This window comes from Microbacterium sp. SWDP-B6 (assembly GCF_059803615.1).
In genome coordinates, this window is the sequence record NZ_JAPFGV010000005.1 from 189377 (window position 1) to 207593 (window position 18217).

The window sequence follows — 18217 nt, forward strand, 5'->3', positions numbered from 1 at the left end:
CGGAACAGCGAAAAATCAAGGTAAACTCGATATCGACACCCGCCCGCCCGCCTGCGCCGCACCCCCGGCCGACGAGCTTTGAGGAGCCGCATATATGCTGACGCTCCTCGCCGTGTTCCTTCTCGGGTCGATCCTGATGCCCGTTCTGGTGCGCTGGCTGGGATCCCAGGCATTCGCCATCGCGGCTCTCATTCCCGCCGCGGCATTCATCCACGCACTGGTGCTCACCCCCCAGGTGCTCGACGGCCCGACGCCCTTCGTCTCGGTCGCGTGGATTCCGCAGCTCGGGTTGAACCTGTCGATGAACATGGATGTGCTCGGCTGGGTGCTGACCCTCATCGTCACGGGTGTCGGCGCGCTCGTGCTGCTGTACTGCCGCTGGTACTTCCACGACGACTCCGCGGGGATCGGCCAGTTCGCCGGTGTCCTGCTCGGATTCGCGGGTGCGATGTACGGCCTCGTCCTGACCGACGACCTGGTCATGCTCGTCATGTTCTGGGAGGTGACGAGCATCCTCTCGTACCTCCTCATCGGCCACTACCGTCGGCGTGCGGCCAGCCGACGAGCTGCTCTCCAGGCGCTCCTGGTCACCACCCTCGGCGGACTCGTGATGTTCGTCGGAGTCGTGCTGCTGGTCGTCGATGCCCGCACCTCGAGCATCCGCGAGATCCTCGAGATCGCTCCCACCGGGGCGATCGTCGATGCCGCCGTGGTGATGCTGCTCGTCGGTGCCATCAGCAAGTCCGCGATCTTCCCGTTCCACTTCTGGCTCCCCGGCGCGATGGCCGCGCCCACCCCCGTGAGCGCCTACCTGCACGCTGCGGCGATGGTGAAGGCGGGCATCTACCTGATCGCGCGCTTCGCTCCGATCTTCGCGTTCACCGGACCCTGGCGGCCGATCATCATCTCGCTGGGGATCGTGACGATGCTGCTCGGCGGCATCCAGGCGCTGCGAGAGACCGACCTCAAGCGCATCCTCGCCTTCGGAACCGTCAGCCAGCTCGGGTTCTTCTCGATCGTGATCGGCTACGGCACGCAGGCGAGCGCGCTGGCGGGCCTTGCACTCGTGATCGCGCACGCGCTGTTCAAGTCGGCGCTGTTCCTGATCGTCGGTGTGATCGACCGCCAGCTGTCGACGCGTGACATCACAGAGCTGAGCGGTGTGGGCCGGCAGGCGCCGGTCATGGCGACTGCGGCATTCATCTCCATCGCCTCGATGGCCGGCATCGCGCCGACCCTCGGATTCGTCGCGAAGGAGTCCACCCTCACAGCCCTCCTCGACGACGCGCTGCACGGATCGCCATGGGGACTCGTCGCCATCATCGGCGTCAGCGTCGGATCCATTCTCACTGCGGCATATGGCATCCGCTTCCTCTGGGGCGCGTTCTGGACCAAGCGCGACGCAGCAGGAGATCGTCTTCCCGACACCGCGTGGCCGGACCCGCCCGTCGGATTCCTCTCGGCGCCGATCATCCTCGCCGGCTTCACGCTGGCCACCGGCATCGGAGCCCCTGCCCTCGACGTCGCGCTCCAGGGATACGCCCTCACGGCCACGCCCGGCCTAGACGCCGAGGGCGTCGCCGCCGAGGGACCAGGGCACCTCGCCCTCTGGCATGGTCTCGAGCCCGCTCTCGGCATCTCGATCCTGTCGATCCTGCTCGGCGCCGCGGTCTTCCTCCTGACCCTGCGCACAGGGTGGGATCGCAAGGCGCGGCTGATCCGCTTCACCGCGGCAGACGTCTACTACCTGGTCATGCGCGGCGTCGACCGGCTCTCGGTGCTGAGCACGACCCTCACCCAGCGAGGCTCGCTTCCGGTCTACGTCGGCACGATCTTCGTGGTCTTCGTCGCCGCCGAGATCACGGCTCTCGTCGCCAGCGACATCGACCGCTTCCAGCTCTCGGCCTGGCACACCCCCGCGCAGCTGGTGGTCGCGCCGATGATGGCCGCCGCCGGCGTCATGGCCGTGCGGGCGCAGAAGAGGTACACCGGGGTCGTGCTCGTCTCGATCACGGGTCTCGGCATGGTCGTGCTGTTCGCGACCAGCGGCGCCCCCGACCTGGCGCTGACGCAGATCCTCGTCGAGACCGTGACGATGGTCACCTTCGCGCTCGTGCTGCGTCGCCTGCCTGCGCGAATGGGCGAGCACAACGCCTCCGTCGGTCGCATTCCGCGGGCGCTGCTGGGTGTCGGAGTCGGACTCACCATGGCCCTCGTCGCGGTCGTGGCGACCCAGTCGCGTATCGCGGACCCGATCTCGGCGGCCTTCCCGAAGCTCGCGTACGAGATCGGTCACGGCAAGAACGTCGTCAACGTCGCGCTGGTCGACCTGCGTGGCTGGGACACGATGGGCGAGCTCTCGGTGCTCGTGCTGGCCGCCACCGGCGTCGCCTCGCTCGTGTTCGTCACTCACCGGGCCGACATGCTGTCGGCGACCAAGACGCTGCCCAAGGCGCGGCGCCGTCGAACCCTCAGCCGTCCCCTGGTCGAGACGACCGAGGGCGTGCGCTTCCAGACCGACGAGAACGAGAGCAGCCCCCGCGCCTGGCTCGTCGGCGGACCGAAGATGAACCCGGAGAACCGGTCGATCCTGCTCGAGGTGATCGTCCGCATCCTCTTCCACACGATCATCGTCGTGTCGATCTTCCTGCTCTTCTCCGGCCACAACCTTCCGGGCGGCGGCTTCGCGGGCGGACTCGTCGCGGGCATGGCACTCGTCATGCGCTACGTCGCCGGCGGACGCTGGGAGCTCGGCGCGGCTGCGCCCACGGATGCCGGTCGACTGCTCGGCGCCGGTCTGATCCTCGCGGTCGGCACTGCCGTGGTGCCGCTGTTCTTCGGCCTCGCCCCGCTCACCAGCAACTTCTGGGAATGGGAGATCCCCGGCATCGGCCACATGGAGTTCGTCACCTCGACGATCTTCGACGTCGGCGTGTACCTCGTCGTGATCGGACTCGTGCTCGACGTGCTGCGCAGCCTCGGTGCCGAGGTCGACCGCCAGGCACAGGAGTTCCGCGAGCGGGGGGTGACCCGCTGATGGATGTCTCACTGACCCTGATCGTGATCATGGCCGTGCTGTTCGCCTGCGGCGTCTACGCGATGCTCGAGCGCAGCCTCACCCGCGTGCTGATCGGCTTCCTGCTGCTCGGCAACGCCACGAACCTGCTGCTGCTCATCGTGATGGGCGTGCCGGGGAGCGCACCGTTCTACGGCGCTGAGGGAGAGGTCAGCGACCCGCTGCCGCAGGCGCTCACTCTGACGGCCATCGTCATCACCTTCGCCGTCTCGGCCTTCCTGCTCGCGCTCATCTACCGCTCGTGGCAGCTGGGCCAGGCCGACACCGTCGAGGACGACGAGGCCGACATCGCGCTCCGCGAGCGCACCGACGCCGACGAAGACCTCATGGATGACGAGGCCGACGCCGCCGACGACGAGGCGACCACCGACTTCGTCGGCGTGCAGACGTCGCCGATCACCGTGCTGCACATGCGCGACCATCCGTCGATCCATGACGACGCTCCGACCGACCGGCCCACCGCGCCCCGGACCGCATCCGCGGATGCGGATGGGGATGGGGCGGGGGATCCGGACGTGGATGCCGGTCCTGGGGCGTCCGTCCTGGACGGAGAATCGGCGCCGCCCGACGACGACGCGGACGACTCCCCGCGCTCCGACGACTTCCGGACGGATGCCGACACGCACGCGTCAGACGCTCACGAGACCGATGCGGCCGACGCCGCGCATGACACGGCCACCGACACGGCATCCGATGACAGCGCACCTGAGCACACCGACGACGGGGAGGACCGCCGATGAGCGCCCTCGTCCCCCTGCTCGTCGCCCTGCCGCTGCTCGGCGCCGCGGCGACCCTGATCTTCGGCCGCAACCCGCGCCTGCAGGCGTTCGTCACGGTCGCGACGCTCGCGACCGTCTCGGTGATCGCCGCCGTGCTGCTGGTCGTCGTCGACGCGGGAGAACCGCTCGCGGTCTCGGTCGGCGGATGGCCCGTGCCGTTCGGCATCGTGCTCTATGTCGACAGGCTCGCGGCTCTCCTCGTGCTCATCTCGAGCATCGTGCTGCTCGCGGTTCTGCTCTTCTCGATCGGTCAGGGCGCGGCCGACGGCACCGACGAGACGCCGATCTCGATCTTCAACCCGTCGTACCTGATCCTCGCCGCGGGAATCTTCAACGCCTTCATCGCGGGAGACCTGTTCAACCTGTACGTCGGATTCGAGATCCTGCTCGTGGCGTCGTACGTGCTGATCACGCTGGGCAGCACCGAGTCGCGCATCCGCACCGGCGCGGTGTACATCGTCGTCTCCCTGGTCTCGTCGATCCTGTTCCTCGCCTCGATCGCGATGATCTACGGCGCACTCGGCACCGTGAACATGGCGCAGATCGCCGAGCGCATGACCGAGCTGCCGCAGGAGACGCAGCTGGTGCTGCACCTCATGCTCGTGATCGCGTTCGGCATCAAGGCGGCGATCTTCCCCGTGTCGTTCTGGCTGCCCGACTCGTATCCGACCGCTCCGGCGCCCGTCACCGCCGTGTTCGCAGGCCTGCTGACGAAGGTCGGCGTCTACGCGCTGATCCGCACCGAGACCCAGCTGTTCGCCGAGAACAGCATCGACACCGTGCTGCTGATCATCGCCCTGGCGACCATGATCGTCGGAGTGCTCGGCGCCGTGGCGCAGGCCGAGCTCAAGCGAATCCTGTCGTTCACCCTGGTGAGTCACGTCGGATACATGATCTTCGGTCTCGCGATAGCGACCCCGGCGGCGATCGGCGCGACGGTGTACTACATCGTCCACCACATCATCGTGCAGACGACCCTGTTCCTCGCCGTCGGTCTCATCGAGCGCAGGGCGGGAAGCACCTCGATCCTCCGGGTGAAGGGCCTGCTCAAGGTCGCGCCGGTGATCGCCGTGCTCTACTTCATCCCCGCGATCAACCTGGGTGGACTCCCGCCGTTCTCCGGGTTCATCGGCAAGTTCGCGCTGTTCGAGGCCGCGGCATCCGTGGGGACCCCGCTCATGATCGTGCTGATCTTCGGCGGGATCGTCACCTCGCTGCTCACCCTCTATGCGCTGATGCGCGCGTGGAACCTCGCCTTCTGGCGCGAGGAGGACGACTCGACCGAGACCGAGGGGCGCATCTCGTACCTCGGCAACGCCCCGGCCGCCGACGAGCAGCAGGAGCGTCGCCGCATCCCTCGCATCATGACGGTCGCCACCGCCGGCATGGTGGGGGTCACTATCGCGCTCACCGTCTTCGCCGGTCCGCTCTACGCACTGTGCGACCGCATCGGTGCGGCGCTGCTCGACCCGGTCACCCTCGTGCAGCTGGAAGACGAGGTCGAAGGATGAGCCCCACCGAGACCGGCCGTCACTTCTGGCGGGACATCCGCGTGCAGCTGCCGTTCCTGGCATGGCTCGTCGTGCTCTGGATGCTGCTGTGGAGCCAGTTCACGGTGCTGTCGTTCCTCTCGGGTCTCGTCGTCGCGGTGTTCGTCACGCGCGTCTTCCGGCTGCCGACCGTCGAGCTGTCCGGGCGGATCAACATCTGGTACGCCGCGCTGTTCGTGGTGCAATTCCTGTTCGCCGTCCTGCGGGGAGCGGTCTCGGTCACGGCGCAGGTGTTCGACTTCCGCCGTCAGCCCGGCGCGGCGATCATCGCGGTGCCGTTGAAATACGCCGACGACCTCATCATGACCCACGTCTCGGTGGTCTCGTCGCTGGTCCCCGGATCGCTGATCGTCGAGGCCGACCGCGACAGGCAAGTGCTCTACCTGCACGTGATCGGGGTTCGCAGCATGGCCGACGTCGAGAAGCAGCGCGAGGGCGTGCTGCGGTGGGAGCGACGGGTCGTGCGTGCGCTCGGGGCCCCCGCGCAGTACCGTGCCCTCAAGGCCGACGAACGCGCGGCGCGTGCCGGTGGTGCCGGCGGGCTGACCAGGGGAGGTGCCCGATGAACGTGCTGATGCTGGCGATCATGGTCGTCTTCGGGGTGGCCGCCATCCTGACGATCATCCGCATCGTGCGCGGCCCCTCGATCCTCGACCGAGCCGTCGCATCCGACGTGCTGCTCACCGAGGTCATGTGCGTGCTCGGCGCCGAGATGGCGATCAACGGTCACACCCGCAACATCCCGGTGCTGCTGATCATCGCCGCCGTGGGTGTCTTCGGTTCGATCTCGGTCGCCCGGTTCGTGGCCAGAAGGGACAACACGACCCCATGAACGTGTTCGGTCTCGCCATTCCCGACGCCGTCATCGACGTCGCCATCCTCGTGCTCATCCTGCTCGGCGCGGTTCTGTGCCTGTCGGCCGCCGTCGGTCTGCTGCGCTTCCGTGACGTGCCCTCGCGACTGCACGCCGCGACGAAGCCCCAGGTGCTCGGCCTCATCCTCATCTGCCTCGCGATCGCCCTGTCGCAGCGCACCGTCGGCGGAATCCTCATCGGGCTCGCGCTCGTCGCCCCGATCGTGCTGATGCAGTTCGCCACGGCCCCGCTGTCGGCCCATATCGTCGGCCGGCAGGCCTACCGCAACGGCACGACCGACGAGCGCAGTCTGGTCGTCGACGAGCTCGCCGAGTCGAAGCAGACTCCGCCGGGCGCCGGCTGACCAGAAGGAAGACGGATGTCAGCACCCCAGGGATGGCACGACGCGGGCACGCCGGGCCGGCAGCGCTGGTGGGACGGCGTGCAGTGGACCGCACATGAGCGCACGGCGCCGCCGACCGCCCCGTCGATGGGGTGGTACCAGGTGCCGGGGACCACAGACGTCCGCTGGTGGGACGGAGTCATCTGGACGCCGTACCGCGTGCGCAAGGGCAAGCCGCGGCCCGACGCCCTGGCGGTCGAGCCGCCGGCGGTGGGGCTGGTGCTCGGCATCGTGTTCTTCATCCTCGCGATGCTGCAGCTGTTGGCGGCGGTCATCACGCAGAGCCCCGGCAACTTCGCCCTTCCCGTGGTCCTGATGTCCATCGCCGTGATCTGGGTCCTCGGCGCCGCGCACACCCGCGCCGTGCGCAGGCTCCCCGCCCCGCAGTCGGCGGCGCTCGTCGACGCCTCCGTGCAGCCGCTGCCCGGCGAGGTCGATGGGCCGGATGCCGGGTGGTATCCGGTGACGGGGCAGGCCAGCCGCTGGTGGACCGGTTCCCGCTGGACCTGGTACCTCGGCACGAGATTCGGTCCGCGCCCCGGGCATGCCGGGCCGCGCGGCTATCTCACCTCGATGATCGTCGGCTGGTGCGTGGCCGGCATCGCGGTGATCGGTCTGGTCGTCGCGGTAGCGGGAAGCATCATGGAGCAGAGTCTCGTCACCGGGTTCATGATCGTGTTCGGCATCATCTTCGCGGTGCTCTTCGGCGGTCTGGGGGCGTTCGTCCTGCTGCTGACCAGGGCGCGACGCAACGCGATGCTCCTTCCGACCACACCCCCGCCGCTGCGCTGAGGCGGACTCGCCGCGCGCCCGCGCGGAGCCGCGTTCATGCTGAGTTGTGAACTGCGCGGTGAAGAGAGTACGGGTCAGAGATCGTCGGCGAAGGCCTGGATCAGGCGGGCCGCCGGCTCGGAGTCGCTGATCAGCGTGCCGTGACCGTGGTCGGGGATGACCCGCAGATCGGCGCCGGGGATCTCGTCGATGATCTCCCGGCACCAGCTCATCGGCGCGAGCGGGTCGTCTTCTCCGCGCAGCACCAGCACCGGCTGATCGATGCGGGCGAACGCCTTCTCGGGCTGGTGCACGATGGTCGCTCGGATCTTGCGGATGAGATGCGGGCCACCACGGAGGTACTCCCTGGCGCCGCGCCAGATCACCAGCGGTCGCTCGCCGATCAGGTCGGTGAGGAGGTACCTCGCCTGTGAGGCGATGTTGCGCGCTGCCTTGTTGACGGTGGGGCCGGCGAGCACGACGCCTTCGACGAGCGACGGATGCCGGGCGGCGAGCTCGGCGGCGATCTGACTGCCCATCGAGTGCCCGATCACGACGACAGGACCCTCGCCGGCGTGCCGGAGATAGGCCGCGACGAGGTCGGCATGGCGCTCCATGGTGAAGGTGCGTGCGGGCTCGGGCGCTTCGCCGAAACCCGGCAGGTCGAGCGCGATGACCCTGCCGCGCAGTCGCTGCACGACATCGAGGTAGACGCTGCGACCCATGCCGATGCCGTGCAGCAGCAGGAACGTGCGAGGGCCCTCGCCGAAGGTCTCCGCGATGAGCGTCGCCCCTGCATGCTCGAACTCGAGCAGGGTGACGGGGGTGCCCTTCGGGGCGAGATAGCTGGAGACCACGCACCCACGCTAACCGAGTGGGGGCCTTGCGGCTAACCGGATGCAGCGTGCGCCGTATGCCGGTGTGCGGCGAGACGCGCGTGCGCGCCATGCGAGGATGAAGGGTGTCTTCGCCCAGCTCCGATCCCGATCAGATCGAGACGGGGGGCGAGACCGCACGTCCGTCGAAGGGCTTCATCGCACGCATCGCAGACGGGTTGAGCGATCCGGTGCTGCGGGCGCTCGTCGCCGCGACCGCCGTGTCGCGCATCGGCCGCGGGGTGTTCCTCGCGGTCACGGTGCTGTTCTTCACGCAGATCATCGGTCTCTCTCCCGCGCAGGCCGCGGTGGTGCTCGCGGTGTCGAGCGGATGCGGTGTCGTCGGGTCGCTCCTCGGCGGGTGGCTCGCCGATCGATGGAGCGCACGACGCCTCGCATTCGGCTTCGAGATGACCGGCGGCGTGCTGCTCGCCGCCTATGCGTTCGTCGGAGATTTCGTCTCGGCGCTTCTGCTCGCCAGCCTCTCCGGCTTCTTCGACTCGCTCGGATACTCGGCGCGGTCCGCCATCATCGCGCGAGGATTCGCCCCCGACAGGCGCGTGCATGCCCGCGCCGTGCTGCGCACGGTCACGAACCTCGCGATCGCCGCGGGCTCGGGCTTCGGCGCGATCGCCCTGGCGCTGGGCACCCCCGAGGCCTACCGGGTCGTGATCGCCGGTGCGGGTGCCGTCTGCGCACTCGGGTCGCTCTCGCTCCTCCGGCTGACGTCGGCGGTCGACGCCCCCGCACGCGGTCGTGTCGCGACTCAGCTCACCGAGACGGGATCCATCGACACGCAGGCGACGGCTGCGGCATCCGCTGAGCGCAGGGAGTGGAACCGTCGCTCGCCGTGGCGCGACCCGCGGTACCTGCTGCTGAGCGGGCTCTCGGCGATCTTCGGGATGCAGTTCGGGGTGGCGGAACTCGGGGTGCCCCTGTGGATCAGCGAATACACGAAGGCGCCGGACGCCACGTTCGCCGTGCTCCTGATCGTCAACACGGCGCTGGTCGTGCTGTTCCAGGTGCGTGCCTCGCGCGGCACGCATGACATCCGGGTCGCGGGACGCGTGACCATGATCGCGGGGTGGCTCATGGTCGCCGCCTGCCTGATCTACGCGCTCGCCGCCGGTCTTCCGACGTGGGCTGCGATCGTCATCCTCGTCGTCGGAATGATCACGCACACGTTCGCCGAGATCCTGTCGCAGGCCGGAGCCTGGGGGCTCAGCTTCGAGCTCGCCGACCCGGTGCGGGCGGGCGCCTATCAGGGCGTGTTCGGAATGGGCTTCTCGCTCGGAGCCCTCGCGTCGCCGATCGTCGTGAATGCCACGGCGATCACCTTCGGCTTCGCAGGCTGGGCGATGCTGGCGGCGATCTTCCTCGCCGCCGCGGTCGGCATCTGGGCGATCGCACGCCGCGCGGCCGCATCCGCCGAGCCCGCATCCGCCTGAGGCGCGGGCCGAGGAGAGCTACCCGGCGGGGGTCAGCACCAGGGTGTTCTGCGTCGCCGCATCGACCGCCTTCTCGGAGAACGCCCACGGCTTCTGCGCGCCGGCCGCCCAGTCCGCGGTCTGATCGACGTAGTGCTCATCGAACGCATGACCGGATGCCCCGGTGAGGTGGATCCAGGTCGAGGCGTCGAGGTCGGAGAGGTCGACCACCATCCGCATCGACGGCACAGTGGTCGTCGCGTAGGAGGTGCCGAGATCCCACCCGGTCGCGTTGACCACCGATGCGCCGCCGCCGACCGCATACGGGCCGCGGTTGAAGAGCATCTCGATCGGCGCGATGCCCGACGAGCCCAGAGTGTCGCTCGTGAGGGTGATCGCGTGCAGGTCGCCCCACCGCCACCCGGTGACGGCGTCGCCCTGCAGGGTGGAGAGCTCGTCGTATGCCTCTTCGGCAGACAGCGCCAGCATCTCGTCCATGCTCGTGACGTCGATGCTCGGATTCGTCCAGAGCGGGTCGGAGGGATCGTCGAGCAGATCCGCGACGACCGTGAAGAGGCGGCCCTGGCCGTCGATCGGCAGAGGCTGGTCGCGTTCGGCGAACAGGTTCTGCACGAGGTTCGACCAGAGCACGTTCGCGTAGGCGGCGGCAGGGGACGCCGCGTCGTTCTGCGCATCCCACGAGCGCAGCAGGGCCACGGCATCCTCGGTGCCTGCGCCCTTCACCTCGACATCGTCCATCGCGGATGCCAGACGTTTGCCGATCCACATCTCGCTGTCCATCTGGATCTCGCGCATGTCCTGCGCCGTGAGCGGTGCGGCCGCCGCGCGTCGTTCGATCAGGTGCGCGATGCGATCCGCGCGGTAGCCGTAGTCCCAGTCCCGCGAGAGGAAGTAGGGGTAGTCGTCGGTGACGATCGCGTTGTTCGCCGTCACGATGTAGCCGGATGCCGGGTTGTACGACACCGGCAGCTCGTCGAAGGGGATGAACCCCGTCCAGTCGTAGCTGCTGTCCCACCCGGGCTGCGGCATCCATCCGTCGCCGGCTCCTCGCACGGGCAGGCGTCCGGGAGTCTGATAGCCGATGTTGCCCTCGACGTCAGCGTAGATGAGGTTCTGCGCCGGCACATCGAACAGGGCGGCCGCCGAGCGGAACTCCTCGAAGTCCTGGGCGGTCGACAGCGCGAAGATCGCCGTGGCGGCCGTGCCGGGGTCGAGAGCCGTCCAGCGCAGACTGACCGCATACTCGGAGGCCTCGCCGGTGGGCGCGGTGCCCGTCGCGCCTCCGGCCGTGAGTCCAGGCTCCGGGTCGTCGGCGATCGCCGTGAAGTCATCGGTGAGCCCCGAGATGATGGGGCCGTGCGCGGTCGATCGGATCGTCAGGTCGATGTCGTCGCCGCCCGCGACCTTGATCGTCTCGGTGGTCTCCTCGATCGGCACCAGCGCTCCGTCGCGCCAGTACTGGTCGCCCTCGATGCGCTCGATGTAGAGGTCGGTGACATCGGTGGTCAGATTGGTGAAGCCCCACGCGATCTGCTGGTTGTGGCCGATCACGATGCCGGGGAGTCCGGAGAACGAGAAGCCCCCCACGTCGAACGGGCATTCGTCTGTGACCTCGCTGCAGCGCAGCTGCACCTGGTACCAGACCGATGGCAGCGATGCGCCCAGGTGCGGGTCGTTGGCGAGCAGCGGCATGCCGGTCTCGGTCAGGTCTCCCGACACCACCCAGGAGTTCGAGCCGATGCCCTCGCCGACATCGCCGACGAGCAGGCTCGCGGCCTCGATCACGTCGGAAGCCTCCTGCCACTCGATCGTCGTCGCGGCCTGCTGCATCTCATCGTCGTTCGCGTCGGTCGTGAACGCGGCGGGCTCGGCGCCGGTCTCGAGAGTGGGCACCGTGGAGATCTCGGGCACGATCACCGGGTGCTCGTCGAACGGATACGCGGGGTACAGCTCATCGAGCGTCGCGGTGATGTCGGTCGCGTCGGTACCGTCTGAGCTGTCTGAGAGCTGCGCGGTCAGCAGCGCACGCTCGGCCTCATCCTCGATGTTGCCGCGGAGATCCCAGGCCATGGCCTTCAGCCAGGCGACCGAATCGGCGGGCTCCCAGGGCTCGGGCTCGTACTCCGGGTTCTGCATTCCGAGCACGGCATATTCGAGCGACAGCTCGGCACCCGAGCGTGACGAGAGATAGGCGTTGACCCCGTCGGCGTAGGCCTCGTAGTACCCGCGCGTCACGTCGTCCATCGCCTCGACCTCGGCCTCGGCGACCTTGCGCCAGCCGAGGGTGCGCAGGAAGGCATCCGTTCCGGCCTGCGACTCGCCGAACATCTCAGCCACGCGACCGGCCGTCACGTGACGTCGGAAATCCATCTCGAAGAAGCGGTCCTGCGCGTGCACGAACCCCTCTGCATAGAACAGATCGTGGGATGAGTCGGCCGTGATGGTCGGGATGCCGCGGTCGTCGCGCTGCACCGTCACCTCGGACTGCAGACCCTCGAGCGGCAGGGTGCCCTCGGTCTGCGGGAAGGACCGCTGGATGGTCCAGGTCACGAAGAAGGCGACGGCGACGGCGACGACGATGATCGCCGCCACGACGAGGAAGGCGATGCGGCCGATGCGCGCACCCAGTGACGGGCGTGAGGGCACGGCGATCTCAGGCGAATCGGTTGTCATCATCGAGAACTCTTTCGGGTGGCATTGCGGGACTCAGTCCCAGAGAGTCCCAGAGGGCGTCTCACCGACGCACTCTGGGAATACTACCCACAACGACGACGCGTGGCGGGGGAACTTCTCGCCCCGCCACGCGGCGTCAGCCGATGAGGCTCGGCTGCAGATCGCGCAGCGTGCGCCGGTGCGTCATGCGCGTCACCCCGATGGCGGCGAGCAGCAGAGCGCCGACCAGCCAGATCCCCAGCACCACCAGATCCCATCCGGCTCTGCCGAGATTGCCCCCGTACATGAGCTGTCGCATGGCATCGACGACGTAGCCGAGCGGCAGCACGTGGTGCAGCGCGGCCAGCGGAGCGGGCAGCGTCTGCCAGGGGAAGGTGCCGCCGGCGGTGACGAGCTGCAGCACCATGAGCACGAGACCCAGGAACTGGCCGACCGAGCCCAGCCAGACGTTCAGCGTGAGGATGATCGCCGCGAACGTCGCTGACGCGAAGATCATCACGCCCAGAGTGCCGATGGGGTTGTTGAACGTGAAGCCCAGGGTGATCGCGAGGATGCCCATGAGCCCGACCATCTGCACCGCGCCCAGCATCGCCGGAGTCAGCCACCCGGCCAGAGTCACCCGGATGGGGGAGTGCAGCGCCGTCACGGCGCGACGGGAGATCGGCTTGACGATGAGGAACAGCGCGTAGATGCCGATCCAGGCCGACAGTGCGGCGAAGAACGGTGCGAGGCCCGCGCCGTAGTCCTCGGCCGACGCCACCTTGTCGCTCGAGACCTTGACGGGATCCGCGATCGTGTCGGCCTGCAGCGCGCGCAGGTCGGGAGTCGACGCGGGGATCTGCTCCACCCCGTCGGACAGTCCGTCGCGCAGCTCGGCCGTGCCGGACGCGAGGGTGCCGAGTCCGTCGCGCAGCTGGGCCGCGCCGTCCCTCGCCGCCGCCGCGCCCGTGGCGGCGGTCTGCGCGCCGCCGGCGAGGGTCTGGGCGCCACTGGCGAGCGTCTGCGTGCCGCTGGCGAGCTGCGAGGCACCGGATGCCACCGACTCGGCTCCGGCGGCGAGCTGGTCGACCTTGTCGACCGCGTTCTGCACGGTGGCGTTGCCCTCTTCGAGGCGGGTGCCGAGCGGATCGAGGGTGGACAGCACCCGATCGATCTCCTCCTGCGTCAGGCCCTGATCTGTGAGCACCGTCGCGATGTCCTGGCGTGCCTGGGGCAGGGCATCCGTCGCCTGCTGCACGGCAGACCCGGCGCGGTCTGCGACGTCGGCCAGTTGCCGGTTGCCGTCGCTGACCTGCTGAGCACCCGAGGCGAGAGTCGCCGCTCCGCCGGCGAGCTGAGACGCGCCACCCGCAAGCTCAGACGCGCCACCCGCGAGCTGAGACGTGCCGTCGGCGAGCTGAGACGTGCCGTCGGCGAGTGTGGCGCTGCCGGTCGCCGCGGTGTTGGCACCGTCGGTGAGCTGGCTCGCCCCGTCGGCGGCGGTGACGAGGTTGTCTCGCACGTCGCTGAGTCCGGTGAGCAGGCGCTCTGCCGCCTCGCTGCCGACCATCTCGGCGACCGAGCTGCGGATCTTCTCGACCGCCTGAGTTCCCATGCTCGACGCGAGGTAGTTGTTCGCGTCGTTGGTCTCGAGTTCGATGCGCGCCTGGTGCGGGTCGTCGCCCGCGGCCGAGGTCAACGCCGAAGAGAAATCGTCAGGGATCGTCACGGTGAAGTCGACCGTGCCCTCGCGCAACGCGTCTGCGGCCTCGTCGGCGGACATGCGCTGCCAGTCGAAGGCGTTGCCGTCGATGAGGTTCTCGGCGACGTCCTCGCCGTAGTTGACGGTCTCGCCGGTCTCGGCCTCCGTTCCCGTGGTGGGGGCAGGGGCCCCGGCATCGTCGACGACAAGTGCCACAGGCACCTCGGGGAACTTCGCATACGGGTCCTGGTTGGCCCAGAGGTACAGGCCGCCGTAGAGGATCGGCACGCACACGAGCGCGATCAGGGCGATGATGCCCATCTTGCTCGCGGTGAGCCGCCGCAGCTCGGCGGCGATCATGGCGGGAACCTTCATCGCTCGCCTCCGTTCTCTTCTGTGTCTGCGTCTGGGTCTGGGTCTGTGTCTGGGTCTGTGTCTGTGCCGGGCGTTTCGCGGTGTTCCGCTTCGGCGTTCTCGCTCACCGAGCCGGGGTCGGCACCCGCGAGATAATCCTGAGCGTCGGAGGCATCCTCGGCGTATTCGTCATCGATACGCGTCACCGCGGGCAGGCCGTCTGGGCTCTCCGGCCCCGCGTCGGTGGTCGAGTGCTCACCGGATGCGGATGCGGATTCGGACTCGGACGCGGATGCCTCGTCGCCCGGGCGGTCGAGCACGAGGGGCTGGATCGGACCGGAGGCGTTGATCGCCTCGAGTTCGTGCATCCGTTCGAGGGCGACCGCAGCGGATCCGCCGATGACGACGAGCATGGCGTAGCCGCGGTCGGCGAACTCCGACGCGATGCGCCACCAGCCGTCCGGGCTGCCGCCGTGACGGTCGGGCGCGACGAGCACGATGCCTTCGGTGCCCTGGCGGAGGATCGCGAGTTCGCACAGGATGCGCACCCGCGCGGCCGGGTCGACGTTGCCGATCGGCACACCGGCGAGCTCGCCGAATCCGAGCTGATTCAGCCACCGACGAGCGTGCAGCGGGGTCGCGCCGACCCCGGCGAACATGAGCTCTTCGCCCACCACGCCGGCGAGGGTGATGTCGGGATGCGGGTCGCTGACGTCGGGGGCGTCGACCAAAGCGATCGTGCGGCGCAGCGCCTTGTTGTTCGAGTCGCCGTCGATCGTCACGCGTCCGGTGTCGGGCCGCATCCGTCCGCTGGCGATCAGGCCGAGAACGGTCGGGCGCTGCTCGGTCTCGGCGAGGGCGAAGCGCACCGCACCGCTGTGGAACTCGAGGCTCGTCGTCGGCAGCGACTGCCCGCCGCGCCCTTTGCTCACCTCGTGCAGAGTGACTCTCACGCGCTGACCTCCTGCGATTCGACGATGTCCGGGTGTGCTGCCAGCAGTTCGTCGGCCTCGCGCCACGAGAGCCCGGCGATGCTGAGCAGCGTGCGCACGGCGAGCCCGGCCGCGCCGGCGCTGTGGGCATCCGTGCGCGAGACGACCGTGCGCGCGACCTCTTCGATGAGACGGGCGAGGGTCGGGGCGGGGAGGTCGGTGCGGAAGCTGCCGTCTTCCTGCCCGCGCCGTGTGAGGGCGGCGACGGTGCGGCGCAGAGGGGCGAGAGCGTCGGCGGTGTGCTGCACGTGGGCTTCGTCGAGCGCGAGCGCCGCGGCTACCTGCACGTGCGCGGCCTCCTGCCAGAGTCGTGCGGCGAGGCGGGCGAGCGCGATGCGCGAGTCGGTGTCGGTGACGGACTCGGCGATCGCGTTGAAGCGCTGCGCTCCGACCGAGATCAGCTCGCGGATCAGGGCCTCTCGGTCGTCGAAGTGGCCGTAGAGGGTGCGGCGCGACAGGCCGGCGCTGCGGGCGATGACATCGATCGATGCGCGCGGGTCGGTCGCGAGGGTCGCTCGGGCCGCATCGAGGATTCCGGCGCGATTCTCGACGGAGTCACGGCGGGGAGCACGGGTGGTCATGCGCCCATTCTACTTATTGTGCACAGCAGTGTGCAAGATAACTCGGAGGACTCACAGGGTCTGAACAGTGGGCGTTCACAACTCAGCACGGATCGCCGCTCAGAGCCTCTACCCGCATGATCCAGCGTCGAAGCCCGACGCTCATGCTGAATTGTGAACGCCGAACCGCCGAGCACACGCGAAAGGGAGCGGATGCCGCAGCATCCGCCCCCTCTCTGAAACCGTCAGATCAGTCGAGTCCGGAGTCGAACGCCGCACCCTCGGATGCGTTGTCGACCGCATCGGCGAGGTTCTCATCGACCTTCTCGACGGAACCCGTGATCTCGCCCGATTCGCCGGCCGTGACGCGTCCGACGAGCTCGCCGGTCGCGCCGCCGATGAGGCCGAGGCCCGCATACTGCTCGAGGCGCGAGCGCGAGTCGGCGATGTCGAGGTTGCGCATCGTGAGCTGTCCGATGCGGTCGACCGGGCCGAACGCGGCGTCGCCGACGCGCTCCATCGAGAGCTTCTCGGGGCCGTACGACAGGTTGGGCGACGTGGTGTCGAGGATCGTCCAGTCGTCTCCGCGGCGCAGGCGGATCGTGACGGTGCCCGAGATCGTGAGGCCGACCCAGCGCTGGATCGACTCGCGGAGCATGAGCGACTGCGGCTCGAGCCAGCGTCCCTCGTACATGAGGCGACCGAGACGGCGACCCTGCTCGTGGTAGGTCGCGAGGGTGTCCTCGTTCAGGATGCCGTTGACGAGGCGCTCGTAGGCGATGAAGAGCAGCGCCATGGCCGGAGCCTCGTAGATGCCGCGCGACTTCGCCTCGATGATGCGGTTCTCGATCTGGTCGCTCATGCCCAGGCCGTGGCGTCCGCCGATCGTGTTGGCCTCCATGACGAGGGCCACCGGGTCGGTGTACTCGACGCCGTTGATGGCGACCGGGCGTCCGGCCTCGAACGTGACGGAGACGTCTTCGGTCTCGATCGCGACGGAGGGGTCCCAGAACTTCACACCCATGATCGGGTCGACCGTCTCGAGCGAGACGTCCAGGTGCTCGAGGGTCTTGGCCTCGTGCGTGGCACCCCAGATGTTGGCGTCGGTCGAGTACGCCTTCTCGACCGAGTCGCGGTAGGGGAAGTCATGGGCGACGAGCCATTCGCTCATCTCCTTGCGGCCGCCGAGCTCGGTGACGAAGTCGGCGTCGAGCCAGGGCTTGTACACGCGCAGGCGCGGGTTGGCCAGCAGGCCGTAGCGGTAGAACCGCTCGATGTCGTTGCCCTTGTAGGTCGAGCCGTCGCCCCAGATGTCGACGCCGTCTTCCTTCATGGCGCGCACGAGCAGCGTGCCCGTGACGGCGCGGCCGAGGGGCGTCGTGTTGAAGTAGGTGCGTCCGCCCGAGCGGATGTGGAAGGCGCCGCACGACAGTGCGACGAGACCCTCTTCGACCAGGGCGGTCTTGCAGTCGACCAGACGCGAGGCCTCGGCGCCGTATTCGAGAGCGCGACCGGGGATCGACTCGATGTCGTCTTCGTCGTACTGCCCGAGGTCGCCGGTGTACGTGTAGGGGACGGCACCCTTGTCGCGCATCCAGGCGACGGCGACGGAGGTGTCGAGTCCTCCGGAGAAGGCGATGCCGACGCGCTCGCCGACGGGAAGTGACTGGAGGACCTTGGACATGCTTCCCAGTCTATCGGCGGCGTGTCGGCTGTTTCGGACGGGAAGGAGAGTCAGCGCGCGACGGCGGCGTCGAGCGTCTCGGGTTCGGTGGCGAGCCGTTCGAGTTCGCCTCGCTGGTGAGCCGCATACCGACCGCCCCAGTCGGTGAGCGCCTCGACGAGGGGCATCGACCCCCGACCGAGGTCGCTCAGCCGGTATTCGACCTTGGGTGGCACCTGGCGGTACACCGTGCGGATGAGCAGCCCGTCGTCTTCGAGCTCACGCAGCTGACGGGTGAGCACGCGAGCGGTCGGCTCGTCGAGCAACCTGCTGAGCTCGCCGAATCGCAGCACCTCATGCTCGCCGAGCAGGCTCAGGATGCTGGGCTTCCAGGCCCCGCCGAGCACCGCGATCGAGACCTCCGCGTCGCACGCGTCGCCCCACTCCCGGACGATGCGCTCCGTCTTCTCCCTCATGGGATCCGCCTTCCGTTCGCACCATGGTATCCAAACAGTCACTATCTACCCTGAATGACCGT

14 protein-coding genes and 1 pseudogene are annotated in these 18217 nt (G+C 68.7%); 8 read left to right on the forward strand and 7 right to left on the reverse strand.

Features of this window, described 5'->3' with window-relative positions; all coding sequences use genetic code 11:
• Positions 1-94: 94 nt before the first annotated feature.
• The 7 genes and pseudogenes from OPU70_RS09415 (at position 95) to OPU70_RS09445 (ending at position 7454) form a co-directional block, all read left to right on the forward strand.
• Entirely contained in the window at positions 95-3037 is a 2943-nt protein-coding gene (locus tag OPU70_RS09415) for a Na+/H+ antiporter subunit A (protein WP_042540920.1), read from the forward strand.
• Positions 3037-3573, forward strand: a pseudogene (locus OPU70_RS09420) (Na(+)/H(+) antiporter subunit C); the annotation flags it as partial. The gene OPU70_RS09415 and the pseudogene OPU70_RS09420, both read left to right, overlap by 1 nt.
• A gap of 239 nt (positions 3574-3812) precedes the next feature.
• On the forward strand, positions 3813-5366 hold the full coding sequence (locus tag OPU70_RS09425) for a Na+/H+ antiporter subunit D (protein WP_056375101.1): 1554 nt from the start codon (positions 3813-3815) through the stop codon (positions 5364-5366).
• Positions 5363-5971 carry a Na+/H+ antiporter subunit E gene (locus OPU70_RS09430; protein WP_056375103.1) on the forward strand — a complete coding sequence of 203 codons (609 nt, stop codon included), beginning with the start codon at positions 5363-5365 and terminating at the stop codon, positions 5969-5971. Before OPU70_RS09425 ends, OPU70_RS09430 begins: the two co-directional genes overlap by 4 nt.
• Positions 5968-6237 (forward strand): MrpF/PhaF family protein, encoded by a 270-nt coding sequence (locus tag OPU70_RS09435; protein ID WP_042540345.1) that lies wholly within the window; start codon positions 5968-5970, stop codon positions 6235-6237. Before OPU70_RS09430 ends, OPU70_RS09435 begins: the two co-directional genes overlap by 4 nt.
• Entirely contained in the window at positions 6234-6623 is a 390-nt protein-coding gene (gene mnhG / locus OPU70_RS09440) for a monovalent cation/H(+) antiporter subunit G (protein WP_042540347.1), read from the forward strand. The genes OPU70_RS09435 and mnhG overlap by 4 nt, the downstream gene beginning before the upstream one ends.
• A gap of 15 nt (positions 6624-6638) precedes the next feature.
• Entirely contained in the window at positions 6639-7454 is an 816-nt protein-coding gene (locus OPU70_RS09445; protein ID WP_498557608.1) for a DUF2510 domain-containing protein, read from the forward strand.
• A gap of 74 nt (positions 7455-7528) precedes the next feature.
• On the opposite strand, the gene OPU70_RS09450 is transcribed toward OPU70_RS09445, so the two are convergent.
• Positions 7529-8290: an alpha/beta fold hydrolase gene (locus OPU70_RS09450; RefSeq protein WP_309692665.1), complete on the reverse strand. Its 762-nt coding sequence runs from the start codon at positions 8288-8290 to the stop codon at positions 7529-7531.
• Between the two features lie 104 nt (positions 8291-8394).
• Between OPU70_RS09450 and OPU70_RS09455 the strand changes: the two genes are divergently transcribed.
• The gene (locus OPU70_RS09455) at positions 8395-9756 is read left to right on the forward strand and encodes an MFS transporter (RefSeq protein ID WP_498557609.1); all 1362 of its coding nucleotides are present in this window, start codon (positions 8395-8397) and stop codon (positions 9754-9756) included.
• A gap of 18 nt (positions 9757-9774) precedes the next feature.
• Here the strand turns inward: OPU70_RS09455 and OPU70_RS09460 are convergent, their stop codons facing one another.
• The 6 genes from OPU70_RS09460 to OPU70_RS09485 form a co-directional block, all read right to left on the reverse strand.
• Positions 9775-12429 (reverse strand): penicillin acylase family protein, encoded by a 2655-nt coding sequence (locus OPU70_RS09460; RefSeq protein WP_498557633.1) that lies wholly within the window; start codon positions 12427-12429, stop codon positions 9775-9777.
• 136 nt (positions 12430-12565) lie between these two features.
• Entirely contained in the window at positions 12566-14485 is a 1920-nt protein-coding gene (locus OPU70_RS09465; RefSeq protein ID WP_042540353.1) for a YhgE/Pip domain-containing protein, read from the reverse strand.
• Positions 14482-15417: a hypothetical protein gene (locus tag OPU70_RS09470; protein WP_498557610.1), complete on the reverse strand. Its 936-nt coding sequence runs from the start codon at positions 15415-15417 to the stop codon at positions 14482-14484. Before OPU70_RS09470 ends, OPU70_RS09465 begins: the two co-directional genes overlap by 4 nt.
• Complete coding sequence (locus tag OPU70_RS09475; RefSeq protein WP_498557611.1) at positions 15414-16037, reverse strand: TetR/AcrR family transcriptional regulator; 624 nt, start codon at positions 16035-16037, stop codon at positions 15414-15416. The genes OPU70_RS09470 and OPU70_RS09475 overlap by 4 nt, the downstream gene beginning before the upstream one ends.
• 229 nt (positions 16038-16266) lie before the next feature.
• Positions 16267-17700 (reverse strand): argininosuccinate synthase, encoded by a 1434-nt coding sequence (gene argG, locus OPU70_RS09480; RefSeq protein WP_498557612.1) that lies wholly within the window; start codon positions 17698-17700, stop codon positions 16267-16269.
• A 50-nt stretch (positions 17701-17750) separates the two neighbouring features.
• Complete coding sequence (locus tag OPU70_RS09485) at positions 17751-18155, reverse strand: winged helix-turn-helix transcriptional regulator (RefSeq protein WP_498557613.1); 405 nt, start codon at positions 18153-18155, stop codon at positions 17751-17753.
• Between the last annotated feature and the right edge of the window lie 62 nt (positions 18156-18217).